This is a genomic window from Acidovorax cavernicola, assembly GCF_003581445.1.
Map to the genome: position 1 here is coordinate 46,788 of NZ_QXMN01000001.1, position 23,786 is coordinate 70,573.

At 66.7% G+C, this 23,786-nt stretch carries 21 protein-coding genes and 1 tRNA gene; 10 read left to right on the forward strand and 12 right to left on the reverse strand.

Annotated features, from left to right (window positions below; translation table 11 throughout):
* Positions 1-41 precede the first annotated feature (41 nt).
* Positions 42-902 carry a lytic transglycosylase domain-containing protein gene (locus tag D3H34_RS00210; RefSeq protein ID WP_119551070.1) on the reverse strand — a complete coding sequence of 287 codons (861 nt, stop codon included), beginning with the start codon at positions 900-902 and terminating at the stop codon, positions 42-44.
* A gap of 714 nt (positions 903-1,616) precedes the next feature.
* Here D3H34_RS00210 and D3H34_RS00215 point away from each other — a divergent pair.
* Together D3H34_RS00215 and D3H34_RS00220 are read left to right on the forward strand one after the other, a co-directional pair.
* Complete coding sequence (locus tag D3H34_RS00215) at positions 1,617-5,432, forward strand: DUF748 domain-containing protein (RefSeq protein ID WP_119551071.1); 3,816 nt, start codon at positions 1,617-1,619, stop codon at positions 5,430-5,432.
* Positions 5,433-5,620: 188 nt separating this feature from the next.
* Positions 5,621-8,491 carry a DUF349 domain-containing protein gene (locus D3H34_RS00220; protein ID WP_119551072.1) on the forward strand — a complete coding sequence of 957 codons (2,871 nt, stop codon included), beginning with the start codon at positions 5,621-5,623 and terminating at the stop codon, positions 8,489-8,491.
* An 84-nt stretch (positions 8,492-8,575) separates the two neighbouring features.
* Here D3H34_RS00220 and D3H34_RS00225 read toward each other — a convergent pair whose 3' ends face one another.
* The 5 genes from D3H34_RS00225 to D3H34_RS00245 form a co-directional block, all read right to left on the reverse strand.
* On the reverse strand, positions 8,576-9,367 hold the full coding sequence (locus tag D3H34_RS00225) for a M90 family metallopeptidase (protein WP_119551073.1): 792 nt from the start codon (positions 9,365-9,367) through the stop codon (positions 8,576-8,578).
* A gap of 15 nt (positions 9,368-9,382) precedes the next feature.
* Positions 9,383-10,159, reverse strand: coding sequence for a UDP-2,3-diacylglucosamine diphosphatase (locus D3H34_RS00230; protein WP_119551074.1), 777 nt, complete (start codon positions 10,157-10,159; stop codon positions 9,383-9,385).
* A gap of 25 nt (positions 10,160-10,184) precedes the next feature.
* Positions 10,185-10,697, reverse strand: coding sequence for a peptidylprolyl isomerase (locus D3H34_RS00235; protein WP_119551075.1), 513 nt, complete (start codon positions 10,695-10,697; stop codon positions 10,185-10,187).
* Between the two features lie 27 nt (positions 10,698-10,724).
* Positions 10,725-11,321 carry a peptidylprolyl isomerase gene (locus D3H34_RS00240; protein WP_119551077.1) on the reverse strand — a complete coding sequence of 199 codons (597 nt, stop codon included), beginning with the start codon at positions 11,319-11,321 and terminating at the stop codon, positions 10,725-10,727.
* Between the two features lie 97 nt (positions 11,322-11,418).
* Complete coding sequence (locus D3H34_RS00245; protein WP_119551079.1) at positions 11,419-12,009, reverse strand: tetratricopeptide repeat protein; 591 nt, start codon at positions 12,007-12,009, stop codon at positions 11,419-11,421.
* A gap of 193 nt (positions 12,010-12,202) precedes the next feature.
* Here D3H34_RS00245 and cysS point away from each other — a divergent pair, with 193 nt between their 5' ends.
* The 6 genes from cysS (at position 12,203) to D3H34_RS00280 (ending at position 17,822) form a co-directional block, all read left to right on the forward strand.
* A complete protein-coding gene (gene cysS, locus D3H34_RS00250) occupies positions 12,203-13,579 on the forward strand; it encodes a cysteine--tRNA ligase (RefSeq protein ID WP_119551081.1) in 1,377 nt (458 codons plus the stop codon).
* On the forward strand, positions 13,576-14,247 hold the full coding sequence (locus D3H34_RS00255; protein ID WP_119551083.1) for a DNA-3-methyladenine glycosylase family protein: 672 nt from the start codon (positions 13,576-13,578) through the stop codon (positions 14,245-14,247). Before cysS ends, D3H34_RS00255 begins: the two co-directional genes overlap by 4 nt.
* Positions 14,248-14,398: 151 nt before the next feature.
* Positions 14,399-15,379 (forward strand): acetyl-CoA carboxylase carboxyltransferase subunit alpha, encoded by a 981-nt coding sequence (locus tag D3H34_RS00265; protein WP_119551085.1) that lies wholly within the window; start codon positions 14,399-14,401, stop codon positions 15,377-15,379.
* Between the two features lie 21 nt (positions 15,380-15,400).
* Positions 15,401-16,378, forward strand: coding sequence for a tRNA lysidine(34) synthetase TilS (gene tilS, locus D3H34_RS00270; RefSeq protein WP_119551087.1), 978 nt, complete (start codon positions 15,401-15,403; stop codon positions 16,376-16,378).
* Between the two features lie 55 nt (positions 16,379-16,433).
* Entirely contained in the window at positions 16,434-17,702 is a 1,269-nt protein-coding gene (locus D3H34_RS00275) for an aspartate kinase (protein WP_119551089.1), read from the forward strand.
* 27 nt (positions 17,703-17,729) lie between these two features.
* A tRNA-Ser gene (locus D3H34_RS00280) sits at positions 17,730-17,822 on the forward strand.
* Between the two features lie 118 nt (positions 17,823-17,940).
* On the opposite strand, the gene D3H34_RS34135 is transcribed toward D3H34_RS00280, so the two are convergent.
* The 5 genes from D3H34_RS34135 to D3H34_RS00300 all read right to left on the reverse strand — a co-directional run bounded on the left by D3H34_RS34135 (position 17,941) and on the right by D3H34_RS00300 (position 19,973).
* Entirely contained in the window at positions 17,941-18,162 is a 222-nt protein-coding gene (locus D3H34_RS34135; RefSeq protein WP_167481090.1) for a hypothetical protein, read from the reverse strand.
* A gap of 31 nt (positions 18,163-18,193) precedes the next feature.
* Entirely contained in the window at positions 18,194-18,406 is a 213-nt protein-coding gene (locus tag D3H34_RS00285) for a hypothetical protein (protein ID WP_286185283.1), read from the reverse strand.
* 191 nt (positions 18,407-18,597) lie between these two features.
* Positions 18,598-19,131, reverse strand: coding sequence for a nucleoside 2-deoxyribosyltransferase (locus D3H34_RS00290; protein ID WP_119551093.1), 534 nt, complete (start codon positions 19,129-19,131; stop codon positions 18,598-18,600).
* 60 nt (positions 19,132-19,191) lie between these two features.
* On the reverse strand, positions 19,192-19,629 hold the full coding sequence (locus D3H34_RS00295) for a hypothetical protein (protein ID WP_119551905.1): 438 nt from the start codon (positions 19,627-19,629) through the stop codon (positions 19,192-19,194).
* A gap of 137 nt (positions 19,630-19,766) precedes the next feature.
* Positions 19,767-19,973, reverse strand: coding sequence for a hypothetical protein (locus D3H34_RS00300; RefSeq protein ID WP_119551095.1), 207 nt, complete (start codon positions 19,971-19,973; stop codon positions 19,767-19,769).
* Positions 19,974-20,159: 186 nt separating this feature from the next.
* On the opposite strand from D3H34_RS00300, the gene D3H34_RS00305 reads away from it, so the two are divergent.
* Both D3H34_RS00305 and D3H34_RS00310 read left to right on the forward strand, forming a co-directional pair.
* Positions 20,160-20,912 carry a LuxR C-terminal-related transcriptional regulator gene (locus D3H34_RS00305; protein ID WP_434057667.1) on the forward strand — a complete coding sequence of 251 codons (753 nt, stop codon included), beginning with the start codon at positions 20,160-20,162 and terminating at the stop codon, positions 20,910-20,912.
* 11 nt (positions 20,913-20,923) lie between these two features.
* Positions 20,924-22,771, forward strand: a complete 1,848-nt coding sequence (locus tag D3H34_RS00310; protein WP_167481091.1) for a sensor histidine kinase — start codon at positions 20,924-20,926, stop codon at positions 22,769-22,771.
* Between the two features lie 21 nt (positions 22,772-22,792).
* Here D3H34_RS00310 and D3H34_RS00315 read toward each other — a convergent pair whose 3' ends face one another.
* Positions 22,793-23,722 carry a LysR family transcriptional regulator gene (locus D3H34_RS00315; protein WP_119551098.1) on the reverse strand — a complete coding sequence of 310 codons (930 nt, stop codon included), beginning with the start codon at positions 23,720-23,722 and terminating at the stop codon, positions 22,793-22,795.
* Between the last annotated feature and the right edge of the window lie 64 nt (positions 23,723-23,786).

The window sequence follows — 23,786 nt, forward strand, 5'->3', positions numbered from 1 at the left end:
GCAGGCCCGGACGCATCCGGGCATGCAGGGCCGGCAAGGCCTCAGGAAACCGCGGAGAGCAGGGCGACCTTGGCCGGCTCGCTGCCGTTGGCGGGCTCTTCACCTGCCGGCTTGGCCGGTGCAACCACCGGAATCGGCTGCGCGCGCGCCGTGGTCGGCGGCGGCACGACCATCGTCGACGGCGGGCGGCCGCCGGCGACCTGGCGCAGGCGCTCGTGCTCGGCCAGCACCTTGGCGGCATAGCCGCCGTCGTCGTCGAGGTTGGCGGCGCCCACGTAATAGCGCAGGCCGCCTTCAAGCGAGCCGGCACGGGCGATGCATTCCTGCAGCACCTTCACGCCGACGCGCATGTTGGTCACGGGGTCGAAGGCGGTGAGCGTGCCGCCCGCGCTTTCGTACTTGTCGCCGTGCACGCGGGTCATGACCTGCATCAGACCCTGGGCGCCGACGTGGCTCTGGGCAAAGGGGTTGAAGCTGGACTCGATGGCCATGATGGCCAGGATCAGTGTCGGGTCGATCTTGGTGCGCTTGCCGATCTGATAGGCCTCGGCGACCAGCACGCTCAGCGGCTCTGCCGCGACGCGGTACTTCTTGCTGAGCCAGTAGGCCACCGCCGCCTGCTGCTTGGGCAGATCGTCGGGACTCGCGGCCGTGGTGCGCTCGATGGCGGTCGGCTCGAGGTCGGTGGCTTCGGGCGCGGGCTTGCGCGACTGCAGCCAGCCCATCAGTTGTTCCTCGCCGGTCTTGCGCAGGTCGGGGCGCGCCACGAGGGCGAGGGCCGCGAACACGATGGCCAGGCCGACCAGTGCAAACCCGTTGTGGGTGATTTCAAAAAAGCCGTCTGCCACATCGGACACGAAGGTCCGTAGCCCGCGGGCTGTGGCATCAAACGCCTTGCTCATCGCTTTTTTTCCTTTCTGTGCGGCACCTGACATGCAGCGCCGGAAAGGGCGGTGGATGAAGGCAGCGGCGCTTGGATTGGTATGTACGAATCAGGCTCCGCGCATGGAGGTGTAGGGGGTAGGGAGCGCGGCGGCCTGATCACGCCGTTGGAATTCGGCAGCGGATTCAGGGAGACCCTGCCGCGTCCGGCGGCGAGGGCAGGCGGATTCTAGCGTGGCTAAATACACGGTCAAGCATAAGGTTTTGATTTGATATGTTAATAATTGCTTGAAGAAATGCCGTTCCAAAGCGACCGTCACAGGGGGCGCGCCTACGGGAAATCCCTTGGAAAAAGAGATTTGAAAAGGAAGGGAGAGACGCCTAATCTGGACGGGCCTGAGGTTTCAGGCGTTTTTCCGAAATCAGGCAGTCCGAGGTGCAAGTCAAGGACTCGAACGATGGAGGACTCCACGGCGGCAATCTCTTGCTGCCAGCACGGCGGGAACAAATTGACTTCCGGTCGCGCGAATCGATGGCATGGGTTTTGAGCCCGCCATCAAGCCCGGTGACAAGACATTTCGTCGACTCACCGGGCTTTCTCGTTTGTGGCGTTCACACTTTCGGCCTACCGCTCCTGTCGAGGGGCGCCCGGGCATCGCATTGCCTCGCCAAAAGGGAACGCATTCACGTTTCAGCCAACTTTGTTGGCATCTGTTTGCGGCACACTTCTGCGGATGGATGCTGCTTCGATCAAACAGAACAAATGGGTGCGGCGTGGGGTTGTCGCGTTGCTCGTGCTGCTGGCCCTGTGGCTGATCACCTGGCTGGCGGTGCCGCCGATTGCCAAGAGCCAACTCCAGAAGATCGCGAGCGAGAAGCTGGGCCGGCAGGTCACGGTCGGCAAGATCGATTTCAAGCCCTGGACGCTCGAACTCGCGCTGAATGACCTGCGCATCGCCACCGCCGACGGCAAGCAGCCGCAGGTGGCCATCAAGCGCATCTATGCCGACGCCGAACTGCAATCGCTGTTCCGCCTGGCGCCGGTGATCGACGCGGTGACGGTCGAGGCGCCCGCGGTGCTGCTTACGCACCAGGCCGACGGCAAGTACGACATCGACGACATTCTCGCCAAGCTGGCCTCGGGCCCGCCGCCCGATCCGAACGCCGAGCCCGCGCGTTTCGCGATCTACAACATCTCGATCAAGGATGGCGCGGTCGATTTCGACGACCAGACCGTCAAGCGCCGGCACGAGTTGCGCGGCTTCATGCTGAACGTGCCGTTCCTGAGCAACCTCGCGTCCAAGCGAGAAATCAAGACCGAGCCCAAGCTGGCCTTCGCGCTCAACGGCAGCCAGTTCGATTCGGCTGCCTTCACGACCCCGTTCGCGCAAAGCCGCAAGACCGACGCCCACGTGCAGTTCAAGGGGCTCGACCTCGTGCCGTACCTGGGCTACATCCCCGGCGGCCTGCCGGTGAAGCTGCAGGCCGGCAGCCTCGACGCCGACCTGAAGATCGATTTCCAGCAGACCAATTCCATCGGCCTGAAGATCACCGGCACGGTGGAGGCCCACGGCGCCAAGCTGGCCGATGCACGGGGCCGTGATCTGCTGGGCTTCGATTCGCTCAAGCTGGCGCTGGCCGACGTGCGACCGCTGGAATCCGTGTTCCACCTGAGCGAGGTCGCACTGGCCAAGCCGCAACTGGTGGTGGCGCGCGACGCTGCCGGTCAGCTCAACCTGATGGCCACCGACCCCGCGACCGGCGCAACCGAAAAGGTGGCGCCGCTGCCGGCGCCCGCGGCCAGCGCCCCGGCCGGCAAGCCGGCGGCCGAGAAGCCGAAGCTCAAGGTGCAGGTCGACAAGGTGGCGCTCGACGGCGGACGCATCGGCTGGCGCGACGAGACCGTCAAGCCCGCGGCGGCCATCGATCTCACCGACCTCGGGATCAATGTCACGGCCGTCACCTGGCCCATGGAGAAGCCCGCGCAGTTCGACGGCAGCACCGCCGTGGCAGGTGCCGCGCTGAAATTCAAGGGCAGCGCGACCGACAAGGTCGCCGACGTGCAGACCGAAGTCGAGGCGCTGCCGCTGTCGCTGGCTGCGCCGTACCTGGCGCAGAGCCTGGAGCCCACGCTCGACGGCAAGCTCAGCGGGCAGATCGACGTGTCCTGGGCCCAGCCCGACCTGAAATTCAAGGCGCGCCGCCTGGCCGCCGACGGCCTGGCGCTCACACAGGCCAAGACCGCGCTGGCCAGCGTCGGCCGCTTCGAGCTGGTCGACGCCGAGGTCGACATGACCAAGCACACCTTGAACATCGCGTCGTTCACCGCGACCAACCCCAAGGTGAGCGTCGAGCGCGACAACGAGAAGCGCTGGATGTTCGAGCGCTGGCTCAAGACCCCCGCCGGCGGCGCCAAGGTGGCGGCGCCCAAGCCGGTCGACGCCGGCGCGGCGCGTCCCAGCAACGCCAACACCAAGCCCTGGGCGCTGACGCTGGGCACGCTGGCGGTGGACAACGGCAGCCTGTCCTATGCGGACAAGGCCGGCTCGACGCCGGTGGCGATCGAGGTCACGGCCTTCAAGCTCCACGCCCAGAAGATCGCGCCCGACACCAATACCGTGTCGCCACTGCAGGTGTCGGGCCGCATCGGGGCGGGCCGCCGTGCAGACCCGGGGCGCTTCGACTACAAGGGCAACGTCGTGCTCAAGCCGCTCGCGGTCGAGGGCAGGCTCGAGGTGGCGTCGTTCCCGGCGCATGCCTTCAAGGCCTACTACGCCGATGCGCTCAATGTGGACATCCGCCGCGCGTTCGCGAGCTACCGCGGTACCGTGCGCTACGCGACCGCGCCGGCCGGCATGAGCGTCAAGCTGGCTGGCGACACCGCGCTGGACGATTTCCGCGCCAACAGCGTCTCGCTGACCCAGTCGCCGGGCTTCGATCGCGGCAACAGCCAACTGCTGAGCTGGAAGACCCTGAGCCTGCGCGGCCTGCAGGTCAGCCTGGCACCCAATGCGGCCCCGACGGTGGACGTGCGCGAGACCACGCTGACCGACTTCTTCGCCCGCGTGATCGTCGATCCCACGGGTCGTCTCAACCTGCTGAGCCTGACCAAGAAGGGCGAGGAAGCCTCGAAGGCCGCCGCTGCCGCCACCGAAGCCAGCACAAAGAAGGGCCCGGGCGGCACCACCACCACGACCCGCGCGCCGGCTTCGGCGCCGCAGCGGGCTTCGGGCGGTGCGCCGGTGTCGGCCGAAGCCATGGTCGGCGGCGCTCCCGACCCCGCGCCGGCCGCGTCCGCTCCGGCGGTGGCCGCCGCGCCTGCGGCCGACAGCGGCCTGGCGCCGGTCATCAACTTCGGCCCGATGAGCCTGGTCAACGGCAAGATCGACTTCACCGACCTGTTCGTCAAGCCCAACTACTCGGCCGACCTGAGCGAGCTGACCGGCAAGCTCAGTTCGTTCTCGTCGAACCCGCCGAACGGGCAGGGCGGCCGGCCGGCGCTGGCCGACCTCGAATTGCGCGGCAAGGCGCAGCAGACCGCAGCGCTGGAAATCACCGGCAAGCTCAATCCGCTGGCCAAGCCGCTGGAACTCGACATCACCGCCAAGATGCGCGACCTCGACCTCGCGCCGCTGTCGCCGTATTCGGTGCGCTATGCGGGCCACGGCATCGAGCGCGGCAAGATGAGCATGGACGTCAACTACAAGATCGCGCCCGACGGCCAGCTCACCGCCACCAACAAGCTGGTGCTCAACCAGCTGCGGTTCGGCGACGAGGTGGCCGGCGCGCCGAACAGCCTGCCCGTGCGCCTGGCCGTGACCCTGCTGGCCGACCGCAACGGCGTGATCGACGTCGACCTGCCGCTCAGCGGCTCGCTCAACGACCCGCAGTTCAGCATCGGCCCGCTGATCTGGAAGGCCGTGGTCAACCTGATCGTCAAGGCTGTGACTGCGCCGTTCAGCCTGCTCACGGGCGGGCTCGGCGGTGGCGGCAGCGGCGATTCGAGCGCGATCACCTTCGAGCCCGGCAGCTCGACGCTCAGCGCCGGCGCCAAGGAAAGCCTGGACAAGGTCGTGAAGGCACTGACCGAGCGCCCGACCCTGCAGATGACGGTGGTGGGTACTTCCAGCCTCGAGAAGGAACGCGACGCCTACCAGCGCCAGCGTCTGCGCCAGCTGACCCAGGCCGAGAAGCGGCGCGTCGCGGTGCGCGGCGGCGAGGCCGGCACCGACGTGCCGCCCGTGACCGATGCCGAGTACCCGGCACTGCTGACCGCCGTCTACAAGCGCTCGGACATCACCAAGCCGCGCAACATGGTCGGCCTGGCCAAGGACCTGCCTGTGAAGGAAATGGAAAACCTGTTGCTGGCCAGCGTGCCGGTCGACGAGGAGTCGATGCGTCAGCTGGCCGTCGAACGCGGTGCCGTGGTGCGCGACTACCTGCTGGCGCAGAAGCTGCCGAGCGAGCGTCTGTTCCTGGGGGCCGTGCGCACCTCGGCCAGCGGCGCCGACTGGAAGCCCGGCGCCGAGCTGAGCCTGACCATGAAATAGCCAGTAGGGCTTGGCTTTTCGCCTCGCCTTGCTATATATCTAGTGGGCTTCTCCAGCCCGCCGACCGGTGCGCGCCGCAGTTCCGACATGGAATTCGGCGGGCCGCTCGCCAACTGGGTGAAAATGTCGATGTGCGCCGGCCTTTGCCGGCGCCTTCGCTTTCTCTACCAAGACAACGATTTCGCGCAGTGACCTCTACTTCTTCCAAGCCACACGACCTCCAGGCCCTCGACACGCTCACCGGCGGCGCCTTCACCGCGCCGACGTCCGGCGAGCGCGCCGCGCGCATCCGCGACTGGCTCGCGGGCAACCCCACGCCCGAGCAGATGCAAGAGGTCTTCAAGGAGTTGAGCGGCCGCGACAAGGGCGCCGCGCGCCTGCTGCGCGAGAAGCTCGACGAAATCAAGCGCGCCAAGGGCCAGGAAGCCATCGCAGCCGAATGGGCGCAGAAGGCCGAGGCGCTGCTGGCGCAGTCCAAGCTCAACATCGCCGATGCACTCGCCTGGCAGCGTGACGCCGCCAAGGCCGGCGCGCCGCTGTCGCGCGAACCGCTGGCCGGCCTGAAGGCCCAGCTGGCCGAGCGCGTGAAAGGCATCGAAGACCTGCAGCACCGCGCACAGGTCCACCGCGAAGCCGCCGTCTTGCTGGCGCAACGTTTTGAAGTGCTGTCCACCAAGGGTTGGAAGGACGCCCAGGCCGCCGAGGAATCGCTGCGCGCCGACGTGGGCCACTGGCAACAGCAGGCCGCCGACATCGTGGCCGATGCCAACTGGACGAGCCTCGACGCTAAGTTCGCGCCCCAGCTCGAAGCCTCCAAGTCGCAACTGCTCGTGGTGTCCGACGCGTTCCACGGCGCGCTGGCACAAGCCATTGCTGCCGCTGCCGATGCCGCCGCACCGCTGCCGCCCGTGCCCGTCTGGGCCGACGAATTGCGCGCCGCGCGTGGCGAAGTGGTGGCCCCCAAGGCTGCCGCGCCCGCACGCCCCGCCGCACCCAAGGTCGACCCGGCCGTGCGTGCCGCGGCACAGGAGACCGTGCAGGCCGCTCTCGCCAAGCTCGAGCAGGAAACCGCCGAAGGCCACGGCAAGGCCAGCGCCGGCGCCGCCGCTGCGTTGCGCGCCGTGCTCAAGGAGCACGGCAAGCTGGTCGACGCGCCGCTCGAAGCCCGCGTGCATGCCGCACTGGTTGCCGCCGGCGAACTCGAGGGCTGGCAGCGCTGGAGCGCCGACAAGGTACGCGAAGACCTCGTCGCCAAGGCCGAAGGCCTGCTCAAGCGTCCCGAAGGCCAGGCCCTCGGCGGTCGCAAGATGCAGGAAACCCTGCGCGCCTTGCGCGATCAGTGGAAGCAGTCCGACCAGGGCGGCGTGCCGAACCATGCGCTCTGGAAGCGTTTCGACGAAGCCTGCAACGAGGCCCACAAGGTCGTCGAGGCCTGGCTCGAGAAGGTGCGTGCCGATGCCGCCGAGCACCGCGGCCTGCGCGTCGCGCTGATCGAAGAGGTCAAGGGCTGGGCAGCCGCCCATGCCGGCGCGACCGACCTGAAGGCGCACAACCGCGCGCTGCACCAGTTCGCGGACCGCTGGCGCGACGCTGGCCACGTGGGCGAGAAGGTGTTTGCCGAGCTGCAACCGCTGTGGAACGAGGCCTTCGGTGCCGCCCGTGCCCCGTTCGAAACGGCGCAGAAGGCCAGCGTCGAACGCCGCCAGGCCATGATTGCCGAAGCCACCGAACTGGGCGCCCAGCCGATGCTGCGCATCGACGCCGTGAAGGCCCTGCAGCAGCGCTGGCAGGCCGAGGCGCAGAGCGTGCCGCTCGACCGCCGCCACGAACAGAAGCTGTGGGACGCGTTCCGCGCGCCCATCGACGAAGCCTTCAACCGCAAGACGGTCGAGCGCGAAAAGGCATCGGCCGCCATGAGCGCACACGACCGCCATGTGCTCGACGCCTCCAAGGCGCTCGACGCGGCCAATGCCGGCGGCGACGCACAGAAGATTCGCGCCGCCATCGCCGGCCTCGAAGCCGCGCTGCGCGGTGAGGTGCCCGCTGCTGCACCGGCCCCCGCCACCACGAGCGACGGCCCCTCGGTCGGCGCAACCGGTGTCGAAGCCCCCGGCCAGGCCGCTGCCGAATTCGGTGAGAGCGCCGAGCAGACGCCAGGTTCGAGCGATGCCGAAGCTTCGCCGTCCGCACCCGTGGCGGCTGCAGCCGACGCGCCCGATCTGGTCGCGCCCGCAGACGGTGCCGATGCGTCCGCCCGCAGCGACAGCGCCGCGCACGAAGCCGGCGAGGCTGCCAACGTCGAGAGCCCGGCCCCCGCACCGGCCGCGCCGCCGAAGGCTGCGCCCAAGCCCGTGGTGGCCATGCGTGGCGACGACCGTCCGAGCAGCAAGAAGGCTGAAGCCGCACCCGCTGCGCGCGGGACCGGCCGATTCGGTGATCGCCGTGACGGCGGCCGCCCCGGTGCCGGCGGCCCCGGACGTTCGAACGACCGTGGCGGTCCGCGCTCCGATGCCCGTGGCGGTGATCGCGGCGATCGTGGTGCAGCAGGTGGTGGTCGTTTCGGTGACCGTCCGCCGCGCGAAGACCGTGGCCCGCGCCTGGGTGATGCCGCCTTCCGCGCCCAGCGTGAAGCCCTCGAGCGTGCCGACATGGCGTTGCGCAAGCTGGCCGCACAGGCCCATGGCGAGGCGCTCACGCAGGTGCTCGGCGCCTGGGAGCAACGCGACGCGGCCCGTCTGCCGAGCGTGCAGGAGCTGGGCCGTGCCGTGACGCCTGCCGTGCGCACGAACTGGTCGCAGGCCGTGGGCGCCGCACCGACGGCCGCCGCGAGCGATGCCGCCGAAGCGCTGCTGCGCCTGGAGATGGCCGCCGAAGTGCCGACGCCCGCCGAGCAGCTCGACGCGCGCCGCGCGCTGCAGCTCAAGCTGCTGACGAAGCGCGGTGATCCGACGCCGGCCCAGACCTGGGGCCAGGACGCCGGCAAGGTGCTGGCTGCCGCACACGACGCTGCCACTGCGCGCCGTCTGCAGAACGCGCTGAAGGCGCTGCTGCGCAAGTAAGCAATGGCATCGCGGCGAAGCAGCCGCATGCATGAAAGAGGCGCCTCACGAGGCGCCTCTTTCTTTGCCCTGGTCTGACGCGGCTCAGGGTTTCGCGGGAAGAAAAAAGGCGTCGAAAAGCGCCAGGACCTGTGGAAAGTCGCGCGCGAAATTCGGTCGGTTCACGAAGTAGGCCTCGCAGGCCACCGCGAAGAACTCGCTGATCGAGGTCGCGCCGTAGTCGTCGAGCCAGGGCGGCTCGGCACCGAAGCGCTCGGCGAGGATGGTCTTTTCCCGAAAGTCGTCGTAGGCCGGTTGCAGCACCGCCATCCAGTGCGCGCGGGCCTCGCGCGCACTGCGCCGGCCCATGAAGCCGGACGGCAGCGGCGGGCAGCCGTCGGCGATGCCGTTGCGCATGTCGATCTTGTGGGCGAATTCGTGGATCACGACGTTGTAGCCGCCCTCGCTGGTGACGCTGCTTGCGAGCACGTCCTGCCAGCTGAGCATCACGGGGCCCTGGTCCATCGCCTCGCCGGCCACGACTTCCTCGTACTCGTGCACGACCAGTGCCTCATCGACGATCTTGCGCTGCGCCACCACTTCGGAGGGATGCACCACGATGCCGACGAAATCGTCGTACCAGTCCAGCCCGTCCTTCAGATGCAGCACCGGCAACACGGCCTGCGCCGCGATGGCCAGCGCCACCTCGTCGGTGATGACGAAGCCTTGCGTGCCGTGGAACTCCTTGTCGCGCAGGAACTCGGCCGCCAGCGTGCGCAGCCGCTGCTGTCCCGTGGACGGCAGTTCGCCCAGGAAGGCGTAGCGCGTGAGCGTGGCACGCCAGGCGGCGTCGGGAATCGGGGGCAGGGTGCGCAGCCGGCGCAGCCACTTGAACATCGGTGGGCGTTGCGTCTAGCGCAGATCGACGCGCTGCGCGCCGGCCGCTGTCAGGCACAGCAGCTGCGCGCGCGGTGGATGGGCGGCAGCATCCCAGTCACTCAGCACGATGCGACGCAGGCCGTGGCCCAGGTCATGGATGGCCGGGCGGTGGGTGTGGCCGTGGATCAGCGCGCTCGCGCCAGCCTGCTGCAGCCATTGGCGGGCAGCGTCGGCATCCACGTCTGCCCAGAGTGTCGAGGGATCGCGCTTGCGGTCTTCGCTCTGTGTGCGGATGGCTCGGGCGAGGGCGCGGCGCTCTTCCAGCGGACGCGCAAGAAACGCGGCCTGCCATTCGGGCGCGCGCACCTGGGCGCGAAACTGGAGGTATTCGGTGTCTTCAAGACAGAGGGCGTCGCCATGGCTCAACAGCCATCGTTCGCCGTGCAGCACCAGCACCGTGGGGTCGTCGAGCAACGTGAGACCGCATTGCGCCGCAAAGGCCTCGCCGACGAGGAAGTCGCGGTTGCCGTGCATGAAGAACACCTGCATGCGTTGCGCGGTGTGCTGCAGCAGTTCGGCACACTGCGCTTCGAAACCGGGTTGGCGTGCGGCATCGTCGCCCACCCACACCTCGAACAGGTCGCCGAGGATCACCAATGCATCTGCTGGCGTGGTCTGGAGATAGCCTTGCCAGGCCTCGAAGGTGGCCGGCTCGCTGGGGTGCAGATGCAGGTCGGAAATCAGGTCGACGGTGCGCCACGCGGGCGGCGCCACCAGCTCGGAGAAAGCCGGGTTTGCCACGTGGGTCATGCCGCGCCGTCGCTCCTGAAAGGCGTCATTCAGCGGTGACGACAGCCTTTTCGATCACGACGTCCTCGAGGGGCACGTCGTCATGGAAACCCTTGCGGCCCGTCTTCACGGCCTTGATCTTGTCGACGACATCGGTGCCGCCCGTGACCTTGCCGAAGACCGCGTAGCCCCAGCCCTGGGCCGAGGGTGCGGTGTGGTTCAGGAAGCCGTTGTCGGCCACGTTGATGAAGAACTGGGCGGTGGCCGAGTGCGGTGCGCTCGTGCGGGCCATGGCCACGGTGTAGTTGGCGTTCTTGAGGCCGTTGTTGGCTTCGTTCTCGATCTCGGCGCCGGTCGGCTTTTGCTTCATGCCGGGCTCGAAGCCGCCGCCTTGCACCATGAAGCCGGGGATCACGCGGTGGAACACGGTGTTGTCGTAGTGGCCCTTCTTCACGTACTCGATGAAGTTGGCGGTCGACTTCGGTGCCTTCACGCCGTCGAGTTCGAGCGTGATGACGCCGAGGTTCTTGATGTGCAGTTCGACTTGGGGGTTGCTCATGAGATAGCTCCTTCTTCGGAAACGGGATTACTTCGCCACAGAGGCGGACTTGATGGTGATGGTTTCGACGGGCACGTCCTGCATGCCGTTCTTGTTGCCGGTTGGCACGGCGCGGATCTTTTCGACCACGTCGGTGCCGGCGACGACCTTGCCGAACACGGTGTAGCCGTAGCCGTCGGGGCTGGGTGCGTTGAGCGCGTCGTTGTTCTTCACGTTGATGAAGAACTGCGAGGTGGCCGAGTTCGGGTTGCCCGTGCGGGCCATCGCGATCGTGTACTTGTCGTTCTTCAGGCCGTTGTTGGCCTCGAGCGGGATCGGCGGGCGCGTGGGCTTTTGCTGCAGGTCGGCCGTGAAGCCGCCACCCTGGATCATGAAGTTGCCGATGACGCGATGGAACACCGTGCCGTCGTAGTGCTTGTCCTTGACGTACTGCAGGAAGTTCTCGACCGTCTTGGGGGCCTTGGCCGCATCGAGCTCGACCACGATGTCGCCCGCCGAGGTGGCGAGCTTCACGCGCGGCGCGGCCTGCTGGGCGTGCGCGCCGGCGGCGGCACCGAAGGCCAGGGCCGCAGCCAGTGCAAGGGCGCCGCGGCGGCTGAAACGGGAAAGTGCAGGGGTCGTCAAATGAGGCTCCGTGTGCGGGTGGAGGGGAGGGCGATGGGCCTGCGATGGCGCAGGCTGGGAGGCAACTGTGTGCGCACCGCCGGATTGCAAGGGGCTGTTACTTGGTCGAACGGCCCACGGGCTTGCGCACTTCGGCGGGCGCAGCCGGCAGCACGGCCGCATCGGCCGCGGCCTTGGGCGTGAAGATCTGGCGGATCAACGAGAGCTTGGGTGCGACGCTCGCGTTGGTGGTGGCGAACTGCTGGGCGCGCATGTATTCCTGGGCTGCCAGGCGTGCATACACGTCGCCGAGGTTTTCGTGCGCGGTGGCGTAGTTGGGGCTGAGCTTGAGCGCGGTTTCGAGGGCGGCGCGCGCCTGGTCGAACTTGCTCTGCGAGGCGTAGAGCGCCGCGAGGTTGTTGTAGGGCTCGGGCAGTTCAGGGAAGTCCTGCGTGAGCTGCGTGAACGCGGTGATGGCCTCGGCGGTCTTGTTCTGCTCGGTGAGGATCACACCGCGCAGGAAGCGCATCTGCGGGTCACGCGGCTTGCCGGCGATGTAGGTGTCGGCCTTGGCGAGCGCCTCGGTGGCCTTGCCCTGGCGTAGCAGGAGGTTGACGTCGTCGTAGTCGTTGGCGTGCGCGGCAGAGCCCCACAGACCGAACAGCAATGCAAAGGCGATGGAGAGTCTGGAGAACGCGGCGTGCTTCATGAAGCCTCGGCAGGATTGGGGGGAGCGGGCCTGGAGAACACCCGGATGCTGCGCGGCGGCAGCCGTTTATACTGCGTCGCATTGTAGCCGAGGGGCCATGTCCAACCCCTCGTCGCCACACCTCCCGTCACCCCTGAAATACACCGTTGTTCGCCCGTGCCGCACGTGCGCGAATCAACGCTTTCCGAGTCCCATGAGTCTGCGCATCTACAACACGCTGTCGCGTGAATTGGAGGATTTCTCCCCCCTGCAACCTGGACAGGTGCGCATGTACGTGTGCGGCATGACGGTCTACGACCTGTGCCATATCGGTCACGCCCGCATGATGATGGCGTTCGACGTGGTGCAGCGCTGGTTGTGCGCCAGCGGCTATGCCGTGACCTACGTGCGCAACATCACCGACATCGACGACAAGATCATCGCCCGTGCGGTCCAGCGCGGCATCACCATCCGCGCACTGACCGACGAGGTGATCGCGGCCATGCACGAGGACATCGGGGCGCTGCGCATCGAACCGCCCACCATCGAGCCGCGCGCCACCGAATACGTGCCGCAGATGCTCGGCATCATCGAGACGCTGGAGCGCAAGGGCCTGGCCTACCGCTCGGACAACGGCGACGTGAACTACGCGGTGCGCAAGTTCCCCGGCTACGGCAAGCTTTCGGGCAAGTCGCTCGACGAGTTGCACGCGGGCGAACGCGTCGCGGTGCTCGACGGCAAGCAGGACCCACTCGACTTCGTGCTCTGGAAATCCGCCAAGCCGACCGAGCCCGACGACGCCAAGTGGGAAGGCCCCTTCGGCACCGGCCGCCCGGGTTGGCACATCGAGTGCTCGGCCATGAGCTGCGCCACGCTCGGCGAGACCTTCGACATTCACGGCGGCGGCGCGGACCTGCAGTTCCCGCACCACGAGAACGAGATCGCACAGAGCGAGGGCGCCAACGACAAGCCGCTCGCGCGCTTCTGGGTGCACAACGGCTTCGTTCGGGTGGACAACGAGAAGATGTCCAAGAGCCTGGGCAACTTCTTCACGATCCGCGAAGTGCTTCAGAAGTACGACGCCGAGAGCCTGCGTTTCTTCCTCGTGCGCACGCACTACCGCAGCGCACTCAACTACAGCGATGCGCACCTGGACGACGCGCGCAACTCTCTCAAGCGCCTGTACACCGCGCTCGACCTGGTGGCGCCCGCGGTCGTGTCCATCGACTGGACGCAGCCCCACGCGGCACGCTTCAAGGCGGCGATGGACGAGGACTTCGGCACGCCCGAAGCCATTGCCGTGCTGTTCGAGCTGGCAGGCGAAGTCAATCGCACGAAGTCTGCGGAGACCGCAGGCCTGCTGAAGGCGCTGGCGGGTACGCTGGGGTTGCTGCAAGGCGACCCGGAGGCATTTCTGCAGGCGGGCACCACGCTCGACGACGCCACCATCCAGTCGAAGATCGACGCACGCGCGGCGGCCAAGGCGGCGAAGAATTTCGCCGAGGCCGATCGCATTCGCCAGGAACTCCTCGAGCAGGGCATCGTGCTCAAGGATTCGCCCACGGGAACGACCTGGGCGGCCGCACAGTGAACGGAACGACGAACCCCGTACCCGCAACCCAGCAGACCAGCGTGCGCATCTACACGCCGGACTATTGGGAGGAAGCCTGCAAGCACCTCGCCAAGAAGGACCGCGTGATGAAGCGGCTCATTCCGAAGTTCGGCGAAGCGTGCCTCGAATCGCGTGGCGACGCCTTCACCACGCTGGCACGCAGCATCGTGGGCCAGCAGATCTCGGTGAAAGCGGCGCAGTCGACCTGGGACAAGTTCGCTGCGCTGCCGCGCAAGCTGACCCCGGCCAGCGTACTCAAGCTCAAGGTTGACGACATGCGCGGCGCTGGGCTGTCGGCGCGCAAGATCGAGTATCTGGTCGACCTGGCCCTGCATTTCGACTCGCGCACCGTGCACGTCGACGGCTGGAAGGACATGTCGGACGAGCTCATCATCGAAGAGCTCGTGGCGATCCGCGGCATCAGCCGCTGGACCGCCGAGATGTTCCTCATCTTCCACCTGATGCGCCCGAACGTGCTGCCGGTCGATGACCAGGGCCTGCTCAACGGCATCAGCGTGAACTATTTTTCAGGCGATCCGGTCAGCCGCAGCGATGCCCGCGATGTCGCCGTGGCCTGGGCGCCGTATTGCAGCGTGGCGACTTGGTATATTTGGCGATCGCTGGACCCCGTCCCAGTCGCGTATTAGGAACACCCCCAGGCTGCGCGCACTTCGTGTCGCTTCCGCCAACCCCCTCGAGGGGGCAACACCAGCGGCCCGGCAAAGCCGGTTCCGTGGTGTTCCTTGAATGGATGCGACGGACTGATGGCCGGTCAATTGAAATCAACAGGAGAAGACGTTGGCAAAACGAACCTTCCTCGACTTCGAGCAGCCCATTGCTGAACTCGAAACCAAGATCGAAGAACTGCGCTATGTACAGACCGAATCGGCGGTCGACATCTCGGAAGAAATCGATCAGCTGGGCAAGAAAAGCCAGCAGCTCACCAAAGACATCTACAGCGACCTGACGCCCTGGCAGATCACCAAGATCGCGCGGCATCCGGAGCGCCCCTACACGCTTGACTACGTCAACGAAATCTTCACCGACTTCGTCGAGTTGCATGGGGACCGTCATTTCTCCGACGACCTGTCGATCGTCGGCGGCCTTGCGCGCTTCAACGGCGTGCCCTGCATGGTCATCGGCCACCAGAAGGGCCGCGACACGAAGGAGCGCACCGCGCGCAACTTCGGCATGAGCAAGCCCGAGGGTTACCGCAAGGCCTTGCGCCTCATGAAGACGGCCGAGAAGTTCAAACTGCCGGTGTTCACCTTCGTGGATACGCCGGGTGCCTATCCCGGCATCGACGCCGAAGAGCGCGGCCAGTCGGAAGCCATCGGCCGCAACATCTTCGAGATGGCGCAGCTCGAAGTGCCGATCATCGTCACGATCATCGGTGAAGGCGGTTCGGGTGGCGCGCTGGCCATTTCGGTTGGCGACCAGCTCGTGATGCTGCAGTACTCGATCTACTCGGTGATCAGCCCTGAAGGTTGTGCGTCGATTCTCTGGAAGACCAGCGACAAGGCGCAGGAAGCCGCCGATGCGCTGGGCATCACGGCGCACCGCCTGAAGGCGCTGGGCCTGGTCGACAAGATCGTCAACGAACCCGTCGGCGGCGCGCACCGCGACCATCGCCAGATGGCTGCCTTCCTCAAGCGCGCGCTCAACGACGCCTTCCGCCAGGTCAGCGACCTGAAGCCGAAGGAACTGCTGGAGCGCCGCTATGAGCGCGTGCAGAGCTACGGCCGGTTCAACGACACCAAGGCCGACAACGGCCGCTGAGCGGCCCGTCCCTTTTCGATCATGAGCGAAGCCTTCGAACGCGCCATGGCCGCGTTCGAGCCGGCTTGCCTGCCGCTGGCCGTGGGCTTCAGTGGCGGCGCCGATTCGACGGCCTTGCTCGCGGCCTGCGCGGCGCGTTGGCCGGGGCAGGTGATCGCTTTCCACGTGCACCACGGCCTGCAGGCGGCGGCTGACGACTTCGAGCGGCAATGCGCGCAAGTCTGCGAACGGCTCGGCGTGCCGCTGGTGACGCATCGGGTCGATGCCCGACATGCGCCTGGTGACAGCCCTGAGGATGCCGCGCGGCGCGCGCGCTATGACGCGTATGCGGCCATGGCACAGGCTGATGGCGCGCGGCCCGCGGTGTCGTCCATCGCGCTCGGGCACCACGCCGACGACCAGATTGAAACGCTGCTGCTGGCGTTGTCCCGCGGCGCCGGCATGCCGGGTTTGGCCGCGATGCCTGCGCATGCCGTGCGCAACGGCTTGAACGTCCATCGACCGTTGCTCGCTGTGCCCGCAGCCGATATCCGCGACTGGCTCGCGCAACAGCAACTGCCATGGATCGAGGACCCGAGCAACGCCGACGCGCGCTACACCCGCAATCGCATTCGCGCCGTGCTGCTGCCGGCGCTGGCAGACGCTTTCCCACAGTTCCGCGCCACTTTCGCCCGCAGCATCGGCCATGCAGCGCAGGCCCAGCAGTTGCTGGGTGAGTTGGCGGCGCAGGACCTCGCCGTGGTGGGGGAGCCGCCGCAGATCCGGCCATTGCAGGCGCTGTCCCGCGCTCGCCAGGCCAATGTCCTGCGCCAGTGGCTGATGCAGGCGCACGGCTGCGCGCCGAGCGCGGCGCAGCTCGATCAGCTGCTGGACCAGGTCCGCGCCTGCACCACGCGCGGCCACCGCATCCGCCTCAAGGTGGGCGCGGGCTTCGCCGAGCGCAGGGGAGAGCGGCTGCATTGGTACAATGCCCCGCCCTCGCTGAAGACTTTGCTCTGACGGCTTGCAGGGCGCCGCCTTTCAAGCGGCCCTTTATCTTTCTCTGATTGCATCCATGGCATTGATCGTTCACAAATACGGCGGCACGTCGATGGGCTCGACCGAGCGCATCCGCAATGTCGCCAAGCGCGTCGCGAAATGGGCGCGTGCGGGCCACCAGATGGTCGTGGTGCCCAGCGCCATGAGCGGCGAGACCAACCGCCTGCTCGGTCTTGCCAAGGAGCTCACTCCGAGCAAACCCGGCGTGGCCTATCAGCGCGAACTCGACATGCTCGCCGCCACCGGCGAGCAGGCATCGTCGGCGCTGCTGGCGATGGCGCTGCAGGCCGAAGGCATGGAGTCCGTGAGCTACGCGGGCTGGCAGGTGTCGGTGCATACCGACAACTCGTACACCAAGGCCCGCATCGAGAGCATCGACGACGCCAAGGTGCGCGCCGACCTCGAGGCTGGCCGTGTCGTGGTCATCACCGGCTTCCAGGGCGTGGACGACGAGGGCAACATCACCACGCTGGGGCGCGGTGGCAGCGACACCTCGGCCGTGGCCATTGCGGCGGCCATGAAGGCCAGCGAGTGCCTGATCTACACCGACGTCGACGGCGTCTACACCACCGACCCGCGCGTCGAGCCCGATGCGCGCCGCCTGAGCACCGTGAGCTTCGAAGAGATGCTCGAGATGGCCAGCCTGGGCTCCAAGATCCTGCAGATCCGCTCGGTGGAATTCGCCGGCAAGTACAAGGTGCCGTTGCGTGTGCTTTCGAGCTTCACCGCATGGGACATCGACATCAATGAAGAGGCCAAGTCCGGCACGCTGATCACTTTCGAGGAAGACGAAAACATGGAACAAGCCGTCGTATCCGGCATCGCATTCAACCGCGACGAAGCCAAGATCTCGGTGCTCGGTGTGCCCGACAAGCCCGGCATCGCGTATCACATCCTCGGTGCCGTGGCGGACGCCAACATCGAGGTCGATGTGATCATCCAGAACCTCAGCAAGGACGGCAAGACCGACTTCAGCTTCACCGTGCATCGCAACGAGTTCGCGCGCACGGTCGAACTGCTGGAGTCGAAGGTGATGCCTTCGCTGGGGGCGACCGAAATCGTGGGCGACACCAAGATCTGCAAGGTCAGCATCGTCGGCATCGGCATGCGCAGCCACGTGGGTGTGGCGAGCAAGATGTTCCGTGTGTTGAGCGAAGAGGGCATCAACATCCAGATGATCTCGACCAGCGAAATCAAGACCTCGGTCGTGATTGACGAAAAATATATGGAATTGGCTGTGCGCGCGCTGCATAAAGCGTTCGATCTCGACCAACCGAGCGCCTAAGTAATGGCATAATCGACGCTTCTTTCAGGAACTGTGACCGAGTGGCCGAAGGTGCTCCCCTGCTAAGGGAGTATGGGGTGTAGAGCCTCATCGAGGGTTCGAATCCCTCCGGTTCCGCCAGGATTGGCTTCCTGATCACTTCACGGTGATCAAACAGCCCTTAAAAGCCCCGCCCGTCGGGGCTTTTTTGCGTCCGGGTGCGACGTGTGACAGCTTCGTCGAGAAGGCGTGATGACCTTCAGGCCCTCTGCGGTTCAAGCGTGATGGGCGCCGCATTCACGACCCCGCCCAATGCCAGTTCGCATGGATCGCAAGGCACCGAAATCTGTCGCCCGTCGAACCTCACCCGCACATGCGGAAAGGTCGTTCCGGTGATGGTGCCGAGCCGGCCCTCGCAGAGGACACGATCCCCTCGGCGGAAGGATCGACCGAAGCGAAGCCTGATCTGTTCGAAGCTCATTTTTCGTTGTCTCCTGGTGTGCATCCGATGCTCAACGCACCGTGTCGGGTTCGAGCGGCGGCCGGACCAGGGTCGCGGCCGTGTCCTGAAGGATCAGCGCGTGATCCGGGTCGTGGCTGAGGTAGGGACTGGTCAGCAGTTGGCTCATCAGCCGGTCGAAGTGGTAGCGGACCTTGGCTGGCTCAGGGTGCGCGGCGTACATGGCGCGCAACATCGAGACGACGACACTGGTCTGGGTGGTCAAGACCTCCATGGAACCCAGGCGGCCCGCCGCTTCGAAAACTGCTTGTTGATCTGTGGGGGGCATTCGGACCTCCTTTCTGGGGCGTTGGAATGTCCAACGCGAAAGAGGCTTAAAGGATTACATTGGCCGACTCCATCCCCGAAATCGGTGAAGTTGCGCCTTTTATTTGTGATTTATTTCACGAATTTTGGCTATCGGCGTTTCTCGGGAGCCGATCCCAGGATTCCGGCCAGCACCCGCAACGCGTCGGTCGCGAGGTCTGAAAAGTGCACCGAGCAGGCCAGCATGAGGTTCAAAGGCAGCCCGAAATCTTCGATCAGCGTGCCGTCCGGGTCTCGCAGGGTGCCGTCCGGATCGCGACCCACGAGGCCGGCCGTACCGGCGCGCTGCGCGTAGGTGCCTGGCGGAACGCCGTAGGCGGCCACTGGAAGGCCCAGGGCAATGGCGGCGCCGACCTCGAACACCGTGCCCGAGTCCGGCTCCAGCCCGCGAAACGGCGCGAGGTTGGCGATGACGCCATCCGCCGACCGCAGCAGCTTCATGTTCTCCTCGTAGATCCGGCGTGCGGGGTCGGTGCCGGCATCCTTGCCGTCGAACGGCGGCACCGCCGTCATGCCGAGCGCGTCGCAGGCCAGCGCCAGCGCGGCAAAGTACTGCGCGGCGTCGGGCCGGAACACGTCGGGGCCGGCGAGATAGACCCGCGGACGTGAGGAAGAGGAGGGCATCGGTCGAGTATGCGACCGCCTCCCGCGAAGAGCCAACGGGAAGGGCGGTGAACAGGTCGGCTACTTCTTCATTGCCTTGACTTCAGCCATGCCCTTGCTTTCTTCGGCCTTGGCCTGCTTCACGCACGTCGCCTTGGCTTCGCCCTTCTGGTCGTCGCATTTCTCCTTGGCGATGCTGTAGGCAACGTCCACCTTGGCTTCGGCCACCTTGCGCGCGTTGCCGTCGCTGGGCTTCATCTTCTGGTCGAGTTCGGCCTTGGCGAGTTTTTCCTTGCCCTTGGCTTCTTCCACGCAGACGTCCTTGGCGTTGTCCTTCATGGCATCGCATGCCGACCGGTCGGTCTTGTAGTCGGCCGAGATCTTGTCGCGGGCTGCCTTGTATTCGGCGACCATCGGATCGACGGTGGCCGTGGGTGGCGTGTTCATTTGCGCTTGCGCCGTCACTGCCGTGAGACAGGACACGGCAGCGGCGCACATCCACATGAGCTTTCTTTGCATGGTCATCTCCTTGACGACGCCGGCGTTTGCCTCATGGCAGGAAGCGCAAGAGATCCGGCGCCCGGAACCATCCTAGGAGGCGAGCGCACCGAAGCGGTAGGACGCCTCGCGCAGCCGCCGTCAGCGCATGCTGACGCTCAGTGGTCTTCCGTTGTAGCGTGCGCGCGTATCTCGCTGCGCAGGGCGCGCTGGCCCGAAGCCAGTGCAAGTTCGTAGCTCTCGACCGGGTCGAAGGCGCTGCGAAGGACGGTGGGGTGAGCCCCGTCCGTGTCGGTTTCGAGCAGCCGCCAGACAAAGGATCCGGGAGCCGGCTCGTCGATGATGAGTTCGATCGGATGCGTCATGGCCTCACCATGTCCGCTCGGACTGCACCTGTCTGTAGGCGAAGGCCGACCGATCCCGGGCCGCGCCGCCAGAACCCCCAGATATGGTGATGGCCGACGGCCGTTCGCTGGGGGACACTGCGCTGCCGCTCGCGGGGCCTGAGCGATGATTCGGGCATGCCGCGCCCCTTGTTCGAACCGATGTCGATGTCCGTCCTGTCTTCCATGCCCGAAGGTCCGGCGATGGCGCCGTTGCCCAGCCCCGACCTGCCGATGCCCGTGCTGATCGTCGAGGACGACGCCTTGATGCAGCGGCGCATCGTCGGCATCCTGGGCCAGTTGGGCTATGGCAACGAAGCGCTGGTGCTGGCGGGCACGCTGACCGAGGCACGCATCCAGCTCGCGATGAAATCGTTCGCGCTGGTGCTGGTCGACCTGGGCCTGCCCGACGGCAACGGCGTGGAGCTGATCGCGCAGATGAGCGCATCGACGAATGCATCGCTGAACGCATCGGTGAACGCATCGGTGAACGCGGACGAGGGCCCCGGCATCCTCGTGATTTCCGCCTGGAGCACCGACGACCTCATCCTGAACGCGCTGCGCGCCGGCGCCACCGGCTATGTGCTCAAGGAGCGTGACGACCTGGAGCTGCTGTTGTCGATCCGCAGCGTGCTGCGCGGCGGGGCGCCGATCGATCCGTTCATTGCGCGCCGCATCCTCGACCTGACGCAGGCGCCGCCGGCCACGCCGGGGCGCGTCGGCGAAGATGTGCTGACCGCGCGCGAACTGCAGATTCTTCAACTGGTTGCCGAAGGTCTGACCAACCGCGAGATTGCCGAGCAGATCTTCCTGTCGCGGCACACCGTCGAATGCCACATCAAGAACATCTACCGCAAGCTCACCGTTTCCTCGCGCACGCGCGCCGTTTTCGAAGCGCGTTCGCGTGGCTTGCTGGCCTGAGCCTGTGGTGGTTGTTCGCGCACGCGGCCTGGGCGGCCGAAGGATGCGCGCCGCGCATCGACAGCGTGCGGGCTGTGCGCGCCGCAGCCGGCAGCGGGCCTGAAGCGCCGCCTCCCATCGACGGCTGGCAGCCGGTGACGCTGCCTCACCATTGGAACGAGCACTGGCCCGGCTTCGAAGGCACCGTGTGGTACCGCATCGATTGGCAGCGCCCGTGCGCGGGCCGCGACGACGAGCCGCAATTGGGCGTGGCCTTCGACTACCTGAGCATGGCCGGTGCGATCTCGCTGAACGACAACCTGCTGTGGCGCGACGCCAGCCTCGTGGAGCCGTTGAGCCGCAGCTGGAACACGCCGCGCGTGTTCTTCCTGCCGGGTGCTGCCTTGAACGCCAGCACCAACACGCTGTGGGTGCAGGTGGTGGGCGGCAGCATGCACGGCTCGGGGCTGGGACGCGTGATGCTCGCTCCGGCGGACGAGGCGGTGGCGTACTACGACGAGCGCCGCCTGTTCGGGCGTGTGCTGCCCGCGGTGAACATCGTCATCTCGATCACGCTGGGTTGCTTCTTCGTGGTGCTGTGGCTCATGCGCCGGCAGGAGACGGCCTACGGCTGGTACGCGCTCAGCGCCATTGCCTGGCTGGTGTTCGCGAGCAACACGGTGATCACCACCGTGCCGTGGCCGTTCGCTTCGACCGAGGCCTGGTCGCGCTGGATCACGGCCTGGATGGTCCTGTACGTAAGTTGCTTCTGCATGTTCATGTGGCATTTCGGCGATCAGCGCTTTCCCCGGCTGGCCCGCGTGCTCTGGGCGGTGGCGGTGCTGGCCGTGGCGGCGATCGCGCTGTTGCCGCAGCCTGCGCTGTCTCTGGCGACGCTGGCAGTGTTCATCACGTACTCGCTGCTCTTCATGGCCGTCTGCGTGCAGTTCATCCTGCGGGCGCTCGACACGAAGAAGGCCGAGCACCTGCTGTTGGCCCTGTGCGCCTTCGGCTTCCTGGTGGCGGCCGTGCACGACGCGTTGATGATCCTGCGCGTCATCGACGACCGCTTCGGCTACACGGTGGTCACGGCGCCGCTGATCATGATCGGCATGTCGTTGATCCTGGCGGGCGGCTTCACGCGCAGCCTGCGTCGTGTCGAAAGTTTCAACGACGACCTGGAGCGCGAGGTGCGTGGTGCGCGCACCGAACTGGCCGACACGCTCAGTCGCGAACACCGCTTGGAGCTCGACAACGTGCGGCTGAACGAGCGCCTGAGCGTGGCGCACGACCTGCACGACGGCCTGGGCAGTTCGCTGGTGCGTTCGATCGCGCTGGTGGAACAGTCGGGCGAAGCGCTGCAGCGGCCGCAGTACCTGTCGATGTTCAAGTCGCTGCGCGACGACCTGCGCCAAATCATCGACACCCACAGCGGCGGCGCGGCCCCGGTGGCCGCCACGCCCACGCAATGGCTGGCGCCGATGCGCCATCGCTTCGGCCGGCTGTTCGAGGAGATGGGCATGCGCAGCCATTGGCAGACGCCCGTGGCCTGGCCTTGTGGGCTATCCGCGCGCCAGGTGCTGGGCCTCACGCGCCTGCTCGAAGAGGCATTGGCCAACGTCGTGAAGCACAGCCGCGCGCAGACCCTGCGCGTGCAACTGCTGGCCGATGGCGAGGCTGGCGTGCTGCTGAGCGTCGAAGACGACGGCGTGGGCTTCGATGCGGTGGCTGTTGCCTCGTCGATCGGTGGACTGGGCCTGCGCAGCATGCAGGCGCGCATGACGCGCATCGGCGGCACGCTGCAGATCGATGCCGGCGCAGGAGGCACAAGGCTGGAGGCGAGGGTGCAGGCACCCGTGGCAGGCCCTGGCAACGGCTGAGGCGCGCGCTGCGCGCGGTGATCACCCAGCCTTTCGGAACGCGCGAACTTCGGGCGCCGGGTTGTCCTCGACATACTGCATCAGGAAGTCCAGGAACTCCTGCGCCGAAGGCGAGAGCCCGCGGTCCTTGTTGAGCCACACCTGGAACCTGCGGCTGAGCACGGGCGTGACGAGCGGGCGAAATTCGAGTTTCTGGCGCTGCAGCAGCACGCCCGCGTACGGCAGGCAGGTGGTCACGCCCAGGCCGTGCTCGACCATGCTCAGGGCGGTCGTGAGGAAGGCGACTTCATGCGTCGGGCTGAACTCGATCCGGCCAGGCGACGCGTACAGCTCGGCGCTGAGCAACTGCGTGTACTCGCCCTGCAGCGAGATCACGGGGTAGCGGACCAGGTCGCTCCACGCGACCCGTTGCTTCTGGGTCAGCGGATGCCCCGGAGGCAGCACCGCCAGGAAGGGCAGGGTGAACAGCGCGCGCGCCACCACATGGGCCGATGCGTCGCGTTCGGGGCCGATGGCCAGGTCCACGTCGCCGCTGGTGAGGCGGCCCAGCACGCTTTCCACCATCGAGTCCTGCAGGCGCACGCGGATGCCGGGGTACTTCCGGGCAAAGGCGGCCATGATTTCCGGCATGACCGTGCACGCCATCACCTGCGGCACCGCGATGCGCACGGTGCCGGTGCGCAGCTCCCGCAGGTCGGACACCGCGTCGAGCGCCATGCCCAGGTCCTGGAGGATGCGCTCGGCCATCGGCAGGAACACCTCGCCCGCGCCGGACAGCTGCAGCTTGCGCGTCGTGCGGTGAAGCATCTGCACGCCCAGGTTGGACTCCAGGTCCTTGATGAGGCCGCTCAGTGCCGACTGCGTGATGTGCAGCCGCAACGCCGCCTCGGTCACGCTGCCGGCGCGGGCGACCGCAATGAAGGCGCGCAATTGACGCAGCGTGACATTCATCGGTTTATCCAATAAATGGAAAAGAAATATCTGATTGAACCATGAATGAAGCTCGCATCCAATC